The organism is Methylobacterium platani (assembly GCF_001653715.1).
Classification (GTDB): domain Bacteria; phylum Pseudomonadota; class Alphaproteobacteria; order Rhizobiales; family Beijerinckiaceae; genus Methylobacterium; species Methylobacterium platani.
The window spans coordinates 1-11,365 of sequence record NZ_LWHQ01000053.1 but is presented as its reverse complement, the minus strand read 5'-3'; the positions used below and the strand labels follow the sequence as shown (position 1 = coordinate 11,365).

General features: G+C 72.4%; 11 protein-coding genes. 7 read left to right on the top strand and 4 right to left on the bottom strand.

What is annotated here, in order from left to right; translation table 11 throughout:
• Window positions 1-94: 94 nt before the first annotated feature.
• A complete protein-coding gene (locus A5481_RS25225; protein ID WP_048432142.1) occupies window positions 95-1,021 on the top strand; it encodes an N-carbamoyl-D-amino-acid hydrolase in 927 nt (308 codons plus the stop codon).
• A 17-nt stretch (window positions 1,022-1,038) separates the two neighbouring features.
• Here the strand turns inward: A5481_RS25225 and A5481_RS25220 are convergent, their stop codons facing one another.
• Window positions 1,039-1,707 (bottom strand): aspartate/glutamate racemase family protein, encoded by a 669-nt coding sequence (locus tag A5481_RS25220; protein WP_048432141.1) that lies wholly within the window; start codon window positions 1,705-1,707, stop codon window positions 1,039-1,041.
• 59 nt (window positions 1,708-1,766) lie between these two features.
• Between A5481_RS25220 and hydA the strand changes: the two genes are divergently transcribed.
• Window positions 1,767-3,155, top strand: coding sequence for a dihydropyrimidinase (hydA, locus tag A5481_RS25215; RefSeq protein ID WP_048432140.1), 1,389 nt, complete (start codon window positions 1,767-1,769; stop codon window positions 3,153-3,155).
• A 249-nt stretch (window positions 3,156-3,404) separates the two neighbouring features.
• Complete coding sequence (locus A5481_RS25210; RefSeq protein WP_048432139.1) at window positions 3,405-4,379, top strand: DUF4118 domain-containing protein; 975 nt, start codon at window positions 3,405-3,407, stop codon at window positions 4,377-4,379.
• 4 nt (window positions 4,380-4,383) lie between these two features.
• Here the strand turns inward: A5481_RS25210 and A5481_RS25205 are convergent, their stop codons facing one another.
• A complete protein-coding gene (locus tag A5481_RS25205; RefSeq protein ID WP_048432138.1) occupies window positions 4,384-4,782 on the bottom strand; it encodes an MAPEG family protein in 399 nt (132 codons plus the stop codon).
• Between the two features lie 6 nt (window positions 4,783-4,788).
• Window positions 4,789-5,871 carry a catalase family protein gene (locus A5481_RS25200; protein ID WP_048432137.1) on the bottom strand — a complete coding sequence of 361 codons (1,083 nt, stop codon included), beginning with the start codon at window positions 5,869-5,871 and terminating at the stop codon, window positions 4,789-4,791.
• Window positions 5,872-6,129: 258 nt separating this feature from the next.
• Here A5481_RS25200 and A5481_RS25195 point away from each other — a divergent pair, with 258 nt between their 5' ends.
• Window positions 6,130-7,275: a Gfo/Idh/MocA family protein gene (locus A5481_RS25195; RefSeq protein ID WP_048432136.1), complete on the top strand. Its 1,146-nt coding sequence runs from the start codon at window positions 6,130-6,132 to the stop codon at window positions 7,273-7,275.
• Between the two features lie 373 nt (window positions 7,276-7,648).
• Here the strand turns inward: A5481_RS25195 and A5481_RS25190 are convergent, their stop codons facing one another.
• Window positions 7,649-8,101, bottom strand: coding sequence for a MarR family winged helix-turn-helix transcriptional regulator (locus tag A5481_RS25190; RefSeq protein WP_048432135.1), 453 nt, complete (start codon window positions 8,099-8,101; stop codon window positions 7,649-7,651).
• A 125-nt stretch (window positions 8,102-8,226) separates the two neighbouring features.
• Between A5481_RS25190 and A5481_RS25185 the strand changes: the two genes are divergently transcribed.
• The 3 genes from A5481_RS25185 (at window position 8,227) to A5481_RS25175 (ending at window position 11,160) form a co-directional block, all read left to right on the top strand.
• Window positions 8,227-9,180, top strand: coding sequence for an MBL fold metallo-hydrolase (locus A5481_RS25185; protein WP_048432134.1), 954 nt, complete (start codon window positions 8,227-8,229; stop codon window positions 9,178-9,180).
• Between the two features lie 79 nt (window positions 9,181-9,259).
• Complete coding sequence (locus tag A5481_RS25180; RefSeq protein WP_048432133.1) at window positions 9,260-10,927, top strand: FAD-dependent oxidoreductase; 1,668 nt, start codon at window positions 9,260-9,262, stop codon at window positions 10,925-10,927.
• On the top strand, window positions 10,927-11,160 hold the full coding sequence (locus A5481_RS25175; protein WP_048432132.1) for a DUF2783 domain-containing protein: 234 nt from the start codon (window positions 10,927-10,929) through the stop codon (window positions 11,158-11,160). The genes A5481_RS25180 and A5481_RS25175 overlap by 1 nt, the downstream gene beginning before the upstream one ends.
• The last annotated feature ends 205 nt before the right edge of the window (window positions 11,161-11,365 follow it).

Sequence of the window (11,365 nt, the reverse complement as noted above, 5' to 3'; positions counted from 1 at the left end):
CCCGGCCCCCTCCGGGGGCCACCCTCCCCCGCAGAGGGGGGAGGGGCTTACCCGCGCCATTCCGTCAATTCGTTCTGATCTTCGAGGAATCCCCATGCGCGTGATCCGCACCGCCGCCGCCCAGCTCGGGCCGATCCAGAAGGCCGAGGACCGCGACGGCGTCGTCGCCCGGATGATCGCGCTGATGGACGAGGCGAAACGCCAGGACGCCGACCTGATCGTCTATCCGGAACTGGCGCTCACCACCTTCTTCCCGCGCTGGTACCACGAGGACCGCGCCGAGGCCGACCACTGGTTCGAGCGCGAGATGCCGGGCCCGGCGACCGCCCCGCTCTTCGCCCGGGCCCGCGAGCACGGCATGGCGATGTCGTTCGGCTACGCCGAGCTGACGCCGGAGGGACGGCACTTCAACACCGCGATCCTGGTCGACCGCGACGGCACCATCGTGGGCAAGTACCGCAAGGTCCACCTGCCAGGCCACGTCGAGTTCGATCACGAGCGCTCGCACCAGCACCTCGAGAAGCGCTACTTCGAGCCGGGCGATCTCGGCTTCCCGGTCTGGCGAATGCTCGGCGGCATCCTCGGCATGTGCATCTGCAACGACCGGCGCTGGCCCGAGACCTACCGGGTGATGGGGCTGCAGGGCGTCGAGATGGTCGTGCTCGGCTTCAACACCCCGTCGGTCAACGGCCAGCGCAGCGCCGAGGGCCTGGAGGACCGGCTGTTCCACCATCGCCTCTCGGTCCAGGCCGGCGCCTACCAGAACGGCACCTGGGTGGTGGCGGTGGCCAAGGCCGGGGACGAGGACGGCCACCCGCTGATGGGCGGCACGCTGATCTGCGATCCGAACGGTAAGATCGTCGCCGAGCTTCCCGGCGAGGCCGACGGGGTGATCGTGCACGCCTGCGACCTCGACGAGACCCGGTTCGGCAAGGAGACGATCTTCGACTTCGCCCGCCACCGCAGGCCCGAGCATTACGGCCGCATCACCGCCCAGACCGGCGCGGTGATGCCCGAGTGACGTCAGGCCAGCCGAGATCAGGCGACCGCCACGATGCCGATCGCCATCGCGACCGCGGCCTGGCTCGGGTCGATGACCGGGATGCCGAGCTCCTGCTCGAGCCCGCGCCGGTGAACCGCCATGCCGGCGCAGCCCATCACGACGGCGCCCGCCCCGTCCCGGTCGCGCAGGTCGCGGCCGACGGCGATCATCCGGGCGAGCGTGTCCGTGCCGCTCGCGGTCTCGGCCACCGTCATCTCCAGGGCCCGCTCGCCCGCGAGGCGGTCGATCACGCCCATCTGGCGCAAGGCCCGCAGGTGGCGCGGGATCGACCGGCTCGCCACCGCGATGACGCCGAACCGGTCGGCCCGCGCCAGCGCCGTCAGCACCCCGCACTCGGCGATGCCGAGTACCGGCCGGTCGGTCGCCTCGCGGCAGACGTGCAGGCCGGGATCGGAGTAGCAGGCGATGACATAGGCATCCGCCGCCTCGCGCCGCACGAGGTCGCGCAGCGGCAAGGCCACCTGCTCGACGTCGGCCTGCGACTGGATGCCGAACGGCCCCTCGGCGAGGGCCCGGCACTCGACGACGATCCCGGGACGGGCGAGCGGCGCCAGCGCGCGATCGAGGCCGCGGGTCACGACGTCGTTCGAGTTCGGGTTGACGACGAGGATGCGCCGGTCGCGAGCCGAATCGGTCTTCTGCATGATGGTCTCCGGGTGTGTCAGACCTTCAGACTAGCAAGTTTCGGACGAGGAGCGTTTGTATGAGTGAGCCCGCCTTCGACACCGTCATCCGCGGCGGCACCGTCGCCACCGCGAGCGACGTCTTCTCCGCCGATCTCGGCATCCGCGACGGCCGGATCGCGGCGATCGGCCTCGGTCTCGCCGCCGGCCGGCAGGAGATCGACGCGACGGGCAAGCTGGTCCTGCCGGGCGGCATCGACAGCCACGCCCATATCGAGCAGCTCTCGGCCTCCGGGCTGATGAACGCCGACACCTGGGAGAGCGCCACCCGCTCGGCGGCGCTCGGCGGCACCACCAGCGTCATCGCCTTCGCGGCCCAGCACGTCGGCATGGATCTCGCGCAGGTGGTCGAGGACTACACGGCGCTTGCCGCACGCGGCGCGGTGATCGACTACGCCTTCCATCTCATCGTGGCCGACGCGACCGAGAAGGCCCTGGGCCAGGACGTCCCGGCGCTGGCGAAGGCGGGCCACACCTCGCTCAAGGCGTTCATGACCTACGACCGCCTGCGGCTCGCCGACGAGGCGCTGCTCGACCTGATGGCGGCGGCCAAGGAGGTGGGGGCCCTCGTCTGCGTCCACGCCGAGAATCACGGGCTGATCGCCTTCGCCAGCCGGCAGCTCCTCAAGGAGGGCAAGACCGCGCCGAAGTACCACGCCGCCAGCCACCCGCGCCTGTCGGAATCGGAGGCGTTCGAGCGGGTGGTGCGGTTCTCGCAATATCTCGACCAGCCGGTGATGATCTTCCACGTCTCGACCGAGGAAGGCGCCGCGATCCTGCGCCGGGCCCGCGGCGAGGGCGCCAAGGTCTATGCCGAGACCTGCCCGCAATACCTGTTCCTCACCGAATCCGACCTCGACCGGCCGGGGCTGGAGGGGGCGAAGTGGATGTGCTCGCCGCCGCTCCGCGAGACCCGCGACCAGGACGCCCTGTGGCGCGCCCTCGACCTCGGCGACCTCCAGACCGTGTCCTCGGACCACGCGCCCTACCGCTACGACGAGACCGGCAAGCTCAAGGCGGGGCCGTCCGCGACCTTCAAGGAGATCGCCAACGGCATGCCGGGCCTGCAGATGCGTCTGCCGCTGCTCTTCGACGCCATGGTGTCGGGCGGGCGGCTCGGCCTCAGGAAGTTCGTCGAGATCACCGCGACGGCGCCGGCCCGGATCTACGGCCTTTCGAACAAGGGCTCGGTGGCGGTCGGGATGGATGCCGACCTCGTCGTCTGGGACCCGGACCGGCGCGTCACGCTCTCGGACGACATGGTCGAGGACCGCACCGGCTTCACCCCCTATGCCGGCCGCACCCTGACCGGCTGGCCCGAGACGGTGCTCTGCCGCGGCCGGGTGATCGCCGAGGGCGACGCGGTGACGGCGCAGGCCGGCAGCGGCGCGCCGATCCGGCGGGGATAGGCGGGGGACCATCCGTGCCTGCCGTGCGGCGATGATTAGCCCGCGCGGGCTCGACCGCGGCGGCAAAGTCACGGTGACGGGAGATCGTTCATCCGTCGTTCGATCGCGGGGCGTTTCCTGCGCCGGCGGACGCGAACCGCCCTAGGTTCACGTCTCGATCGAGGAGCTGCCCCGCTGTCAATCGCCGAATCGACCGCCCATCGCCCGCCGCGCAGCCGGTTCTGGGCCGCGTTCCAGGCGACCGAGTCCCTGCGCACCCGCCCCTGGCTCGGCGAGTGCGTGGCGCTCGCCGCGACGGCGGTCGCCCTGGCCCTGCGGCTCGCCGTCGACGACGTGCTGCCGCCGGGCTTTCCCTACCTGACCTTCTTCCCGGCGGTCATCCTCACCACGTTCTTCTGCGGCCTGCGTCCCGGCATCACCTGCGCGGCGCTGAGCGGGCTGTCGGCCTGGTACTTCTTCCTGCCGCCGAGCCAGACCTTCATCCTCTCGGCGCAATCCGCGCTGGCGCTCGCCTTCTACGTCTTCATCGTCGCGGTCGACATCGCGCTGATCCACATCATGCACAGGGCGCGCGAGCGGCTGCGCCACGAGCGCGCCGTGACGGCCGGGCTCTACGAGCAGCAGCGCACCATGTTCCAGGAGCTGCAGCACCGGGTGGCGAACAACATGCAGTTCGTCGCCGCGCTCCTGACGCTGCAGAAGCGGCGGGTCGGCGACGACCCGAAGGCGGCGCTCGCCGCCCTCGACGAGGCGCGGGTGCGGCTCGAGACGATCTCGCGCATCCACCGCCGGCTCTACGACCCGGAGCGGATCAGCCTGCCGGTCGGCCAGTACCTGCAGGAGCTCTGCGGCGACCTCCTCGACGCGACCGGCGCGCGCAACATCGTCTGCCTCGTCGACGTCGCCCCGGTGCGCTTCGACCTGACGCGGCTCACCACCCTGTCGCTGCTGGTGGTCGAGGTGGTGACCAACGCCCTCAAGCACGCCTTTCCGGACGGCGCCCGCGGCACCATCACGATCCGCATCGAGGCGACCGCGCCGAAGCGGATGGCGCTCACCATCGCGGATGACGGCCGCGGGATCCCGGCCGGGTTCGACCCTGAGGCGAGCCGCAGCCTGGGGATGCGCATCGCGCAGGGCCTCGCCTCCCAGCTCGACGGCACGCTGACCTATGCCGGCGGCCCCGGCACCGTGGTGCGGCTCGACTTCGCCGCGGCCGCCTGACGGGTCAGGCGAGGCGCAGCAGCAGCGCCGCGGCGGCGACGATCAGTACCGCGAAGGTCGCCAGGATGCCGCCGCCGCGGCAGGCGAATTGCCGGGGCGAGTTCGGCGGCGCCGTCATGCCGAACGGGTGCAGCACCCGGCCGACCAGCAGCACGACCAGCAGGCCCTGCACCAGGGTCCGGCTCGCCCCGTGGGCCTCGAGCAGGCCGACGAGGAGCAGGATGAACGGCACGTACTCGGCGAAGTTGGCCTGGGAGCGGGCGCGGTGCAGCAGCACGGCGTCGCCGCCGTCGCCGTGCAGCACGTTGGCGGAGAGCCGCCGGGCCATCACCCAGCCGGAGAGGCCGGCGAAGAGGAGCGCCAGCACGGCGCCGTAGCCGGCGGTCAGGGACGGGAACACCATGGGCGATCAGGCTCCGGGCAGGCGGGTGGGTTCGTGGATCGGGCAGCCGTTGCGCTCGGCCCGGAAGCCGGCCGAGCGCGGATAGACGGCACGGCGCGCCCGCATCACCGAGCCGAGGGGCCGGTGCGCCGCGATGCCGTGCCACGGGCTGAAGGCGAGGCCGTCGTCGAGGGTGCGGACCTTCTCGTCGCTCCAGCTCTCCTGCGGGGCGACCGTGATCCGGGCGACCGGGAGGTAGGGGCTCGCCTCCTCCGGCCAGGGGACCGAGGCGTCCTCGACCGGCATCGCCTCCCGGTCGGTGAGGAGCTGGGCGCGCAGCTCCCACACGCCCTCATGCGCCGCGAAGAACGCCGAGACCGCCTCGCGCAGGCCGTTCGGCCGGCCGTTGACGGTCAGGGCGGCACCGGTAAGGGCGGTGAGCGCCGGCGAGACCGGGGCGAGCGCGACCTTGGCGACGTAGTCGCCCCAGCGCAGGGGGGCCTGGCTGTAGAAGGTCTCGCCGAGGATATGGGTCTCGGGGTGTCCGCCGAGGGCGATCAGCGTCGGGCTCTTGCCGCCCACCGCCTCGACCGCGGTCTCGATCCCCCGCAGGGCGGCGGAGACGACCTTCTTGAGCACCTGCGGCGTGTCGGTGGTGGCGGCGAGCAGCTTCAGGCTCTTGAGGAAGGCCTTGGCGTCCGGCGCCGTGAAGGCGGGGGCGTTCGCCATCACGAAATCCTGGGTGTCGCCCCCGGCGTCCGGCAGCCGCTCGCCGGGCACGCCGATCACCTTGAGGGCGAGGCCGCGCGGCGTCGAGACGCTGTCGTCGAGGACGTCGCCCGGGTTGGTCGAGAGGCGCAGCACGACGTCGTAGCCGCCCGGCGCCGCGAACACGCCCTGCGCCAGCGGTGTCGGCAGGTCGGGCAGCACGGTGAGCCGGCCGGTGAGCAGGCCGTGGCTCTTGGCGTGGACGCCGCGCACCGCGTGGCCGTAATCCTTCAGCGTCGTCTCCTGGATCCCGGCGAAGACCCGGATCATCTCGGCCTGCACCTCCGCCTCGTCGGGCTGCACGGTCTCCAGGGAGGGATCGAAGCGAACCGGTGACGGCATCGGGGCGGGCCTCGTTCTGTCGGGACGACGCTGGGGAGCGCCGCTGCGGCAACGGCCCGGCCCCGCCGACGTTCCCGCGCGATCGTCTCGCGCGCGATGGATCGCGTCTCGCGGCGATGGAACGGCCGCCTCGGTCGCCCGGCTCTCGGTTTCGAGACCCGCCCGTTGCAAGCCGTGACGGAACCGGCGGGCACCCGCGCGCTTGGTGGCGCAGGCCCGTCCGGGCCTGCACCCCTTGCCCGTTGAGGAACCCGCCCCATGAGCATCACCGGGAGCATCGCCGGCGCCCTCGGTCTGACCCCGGCCCGCAAGGTCCGCTACGCCGTGGTGGGCCTCGGCGACATCGCGCAGGGGGCGATGCTGCCGGCAGTGGCCCATACGGGCAATTCCGAGATCGCCGCCCTGGTGACGGGCGATCCCGAGAAGGCGCGGGCGCTCGGCGCGCGCTACGGCGTCCCGGCCACCTACTGCTACGAGCAGTTCGGCGCGATGCTGCGCTCCGGCGCGGTCGACGCGATCTACCTCGCGACGCCGAACTGGCGCCACGCCGAGTTCGCCGTGCCGGCCCTGCAGGCGGGGATCCACGTCCTGGTCGAGAAGCCGCTGGAGGTCTCGCCGGTCCGCTGCCGGGCGATCCTCGACGCCGCCCGGGCCTCGCGCGCCAAGGTGATGGTCGCCTACCGGCTGCATTTCGAGCCGGCGACCCTGGCCGTTCTCGACCGCGTGCGCGCCGGCCGGCTCGGCGACGTCCTGGCCTTCACCTCGACCTTCTCGCAGCGGCTCTCGCCGGACAACCACCGGGCGCGGAACGGCGTCGCGGCGGGCCCGGTCTTCGATCTCGGCCCCTACCCGGTCAACGCCGCGCGGGCGATCTTCGGGGCGGAGCCGACGGAGGTGGTCGCCGCGGTCGGGTCGCGCAGCCCGGATTCGGGCCTCGGCGACTTCGACCACACCGTGGCGGCGACCCTGCGCTTTCCCGGCGACCGGCTGGCGCAGCTCGTGGTGTCCTATGTCGGCCACGCCCACGACGCCTACACGGTGCTGGGCACGGAAGGCCGCCTCACCGCCGATCCCGGCTATCTCTTCGGCAGGCCGCTCGAGCTCGTCACCGTCCTGGGCGGGGAGCGCGAGCACGAGCGGTTCGAGGCCACCGACCAGTTCGGCGGCGAGCTGAAGTACTTCTCCGACTGCATCCTGGCGGACCGCGACCCGGAGCCCGACGCCGAGGAGGGCTATGCCGACCTCCGCGTGCTCGACGGCATCGTGCGGGCGCTCGAGAGCGGCGGCTCGGTGACCCTGGAGCCCTTCACCCGCGAGACGCGGATCGACACCCGGGCCCAGGAGCAGCGCCTCCGTCCCGTCGCCTCGCCCCCGCGCGTCGACGCATCGGCACCCGCCCGGTAGACCCCGGGGGCCGGAGAACCGATTTTTCCGCCGCACGGTGCCGTCCGTGGTCGAGGAGAAGATCGTGCTGCAAAAAATCGTCATCGCAGCATGAAACGTCTCCGATCCGGCGGCTCTTTGGGATCGGCATCCGTTGACCGCCGGCCATGGCCCGGCTTCAATGCACGGGCGGGCCGGTGCGTCGCGGCCGGCCCGCCGACGATCCCGCGGGCGCCGCTCGCCCCTCCCCGAGGAGCCCAGTCCATGCCCGCCGCCGTCAAGACCCGCGCCCTGATCGACCGCAGCCGGTACCTCGCCTGGAACGCCCTGACGGTCCTCGTCTTCGTGGTGCTGACGGCCTACGTGGCGCGCGCGTAAGCGCCGGCCCGCCCCCTCACCCCTCGCGATCCCGCACCAGCCCGAGCGATTCTTCCAGGACTCCGAGCAGCCGCTCGAAATCCCGCTTCTGCGCCTCGCTGAAGCCGGAGAGCAGCGCGTCCTCCCGCGCCCGCAGGATCGGCACCAGCTCGGCGTAGGTCGCCCTCCCGGTCGCCGTGAGCCGGAGCATGATCTCGCGCCGGTCGTCGCCGCCCTCGAGGCGCTCGACGAGACCGAGCTCGATCAGGTGGCTCACCGCGCGGCTGATCCGCGACTTGTGCGTGCGGGTGCAGCGCACGACGTAGGCCGCACTGCGCGGGTCGTCGTGCTGGCCCAGGGTCGCCAGCACCCGCCATTCCGGGATGTCGATGCCGAAGCGCGCGTAGTCGGCCGCCAGCGCCTGGCTGAACTCGGTGGCGAGCCGGTTGAGCCGGAACGGCGAGAAGCTGAGCAGGTTCAGACGGTCCATCGGGTCCGGGTCGCGCCCCTTGACGGTTGCTTTCGCAACACCCTACATAAAGTTGCAAGCGCAACAAACAACGCGCGGTCGCGGCGGAACGGCTGCGGCACGAGACGATCACGGGAGCGAATCGCATGAGCAAGGGCTTCGCCAGCCAGGGCGACCTCGCCGAGAAGCAGGAGACCTTCTCCGAACTCGCCCCCGGCGTCTATGCCCTGACCGCCGAGGGCGACCCGAATTCCGGCATCGTCGTCGGTGACGATTCGGTGCTGGTGATCGATGCCCGCGCCACCCCGCGCATGGCCGGCGACCTCGTCGCCCGGGTCCGCGAGGTCACCGACAAGCCGATCCGCCACATCCTCCTCACCCATTACCACGCCGTGCGGGTGCTCGGCGTCGCCGGCTACCCCGACCGGGTCAACGTCATCGCCAGCGACGTCGCCCGGGCGATGATCGTCGAGCGCGGGCAACAGGACATGGACTCCGAGATCCAGCGCTTCCCGCGGCTCTTCCGCGGGCGCGAGGAGATCCCGGGCCTGACCTGGCCGACGCTCACATTCCACGGCGAGATGACCCTGTGGCTCGGCTCGCGCGAGGTGCGGATCGTCCATGCCGGGCGCGGCCACACCGCCGGCGACACCATCGCGTGGCTGCCGAAGGAGAAGGTCCTGTTCTCCGGCGACCTCGTCGAGTACGGCGCCACCCCCTATTGCGGCGACGCGCATTTCCAGGACTGGCCCGCCACCCTCGACCGGCTGGAAGCGCTCGGGGCCGCCGCCCTGGTGCCCGGCCGCGGCGAGGCGCTGACGACGCCGGAGCGGATCCGCGAGGGGCTGGAGGGCACCCGCGCCTTCCTGCGCGACCTCTACGCCATCGCCCGCGAGGGCGTGGCGGCCGGCCACGACCTCAAGGCGGTCTATGCCCGGGCGATGGGCGAGATGAGGCCGACCTATGGGCACTGGGTCATCTTCGAGCATTGCATGCCCTTCGACGTCAGCCGCGCCTACGACGAGGCGAAGGGCATCGACACGCCGCGGATCTGGACCGCCGCGCGCGACATCGAGATGTGGCGCGCCCTGGAGGGGTGACGCTCCCGAGGCCGGCACGCCTGGACGACGCCCGGATCAACCGGGCGCGTCCTTCGAGGAGACACTGGAGAGGCCGCCGATGAGCACGCCCCGCTACGCCTCGCCCGCACCGCCGGACCTCGATGGCGACGGTCCTCGCCGGCCGGTCGTGGTGATCGGCGCCGGTCCGGTCGGCCTCACCTGCGCCCTCGACCTCGCGACCCGCGGCGTGCCGGTCCTGGTGCTCGACGACGACGACACCGTCGCGACCGGCAGCCGGGCGATCTGCTGGGCCAAGCGCACCCTCGAGATCTGGGACCGGCTCGGCGTCGGGAGCCGCATGGTCGACAAGGGCGTAACCTGGAACACCGGGCGCGTCTTCCACGGCGCGCGCGAGCTCTACCGCTTCGACCTCCTGCCCGAGGGCGGGCACCGCCGCCCCGCCTTCGTCAACCTGCAGCAATACTACGTCGAGGAATTCCTGATCGACCGGGCCGGCGACTTCCCGGACCTGATCGCGCTGCGCTGGAAGAGCGCCGTCACCGGCCTCGTCCAGACCGGCGACGGCGTGCGCCTGACCGTGGACTGCCCGCACGGGACCTACGGGATCAACGCCGCCTGGGTGATCGCGGCCGACGGGGCCCGCTCGCCCACCCGCACCCGGATGGGCCTGCCCTTCCCCGGCCAGCGCTTCGAGGAGCGCTTCCTGATCGCCGACGTCACGATGGAGGCCGGCTTCCCGACCGAGCGCCTGTTCTGGTTCGAGCCGACCTTCCACAGCGGCCAGAGCGCCCTCCTGCACCGCCAGCCCGACGGCGTGTTCCGCCTCGACTTCCAGCTCGGGCCCGACGCCGACCCCGAGCTGGAGCGCCGGCCGGACCGGGTGATGCGGCGGGTGCGGGCGGTGGTCGGCGAGGAGACGCCGGTCTCCCTCGCCTGGTGCTCGGTCTACTCGTTCCGCTGCGCCCGGCTCGCGCGCTTCGTCCACGGCCGGGTGATCTTCGCCGGCGACAGCGCCCACGTGGTGAGCCCGTTCGGGGCGCGGGGCGGCAATGGCGGCGTCCAGGATGCCGACAACCTGTGCTGGAAGCTCGCCCTGGTCCTGGCCGGCCGGGCGCCGGAAGCGCTGCTCGCCACCTACGACGAGGAGCGCGGGCACGCCGCCGACGAGAACATCCGGCAATCGAGCCGCACCACCGCCTTCATGACCCCGCAGAGCGGCCCCGAGCGCGGCTTGCGCGACGCCGTGCTGGCGCTCGCCGCCGAGGCGCCCTTCGCCCGCGCGCTCCTCAATGCCGGCCGGCTGTCGCGCCCCTGCAGCCTCGCCGGCCTGTCGCTGCAGACCCCGGATACCGCCCCGTTCGCGGCCGGTCCCGAGCCCGGCACCGCCTGCCCCGACGCCCCGGTGACCGACGCGGACGGCCGTCCCGCCTGGCTCCTCGACCGGCTCGGCGGGCCGTTCACGCTCCTCGTCTTCGCCGGGGAGACCGCACCGGACCTCACGTCGCTCGCCGGTCTCGGCATAGGGGGCGATCTGCGGGTCGTCGTCGTCGCGCCGTCTCCCCTCGGCGTGCCCGGGGCCGAGATCCTGCACGATCCCCACGGCCTCGCCGCCGCGCGCTACGGCGCTGCTCCCGGCACCGCCTACCTGATCCGGCCCGACGCCCACGTGGCGGCGCGCCTCCCCGCTCCCGATCAGGCCGCCATCGCCCGGGCGCTCGCCCGCGCCACCGGCCGTCCCGATCCCGCGATCCGGGAGGCGGCGTGATGCCCCTCCGGCAGGATGACGGCTTCTCCGGCCGCGCCGACGACGTCTACGAGATCCTGGTCCGCGGGTTTCACGGCCTCGACGAGGCCGGGAGCGCGGCCATGACCCGGCGCCTCGTCCTGATCCTCGCGCACGAGGTCGGCGATCCGGAGGTGATCCGCGAGGCGGTCGCCCTGGCGCGGCGGACCGTGCGGGCGGAGCCGGCAGCGGATCCGGACCCGGCGAGCGCCTGAGCGCAGCGGTCCCATGCCGCACGGTACACGACACCGCGACCTCGGCCCGACCATAGGGGCGGACGATCCTCGCGAGCTCCCCCTTTCCCGGACGACTGAAACGACGTGGAAGGAGATCCGGGATCCAGCGGAAAAAGTGCCGCGAAGCGGCTCGATATTCTGCAGCGTTGCAGACAGGCGGACGCTTCGCGACTTGTCATGCTGG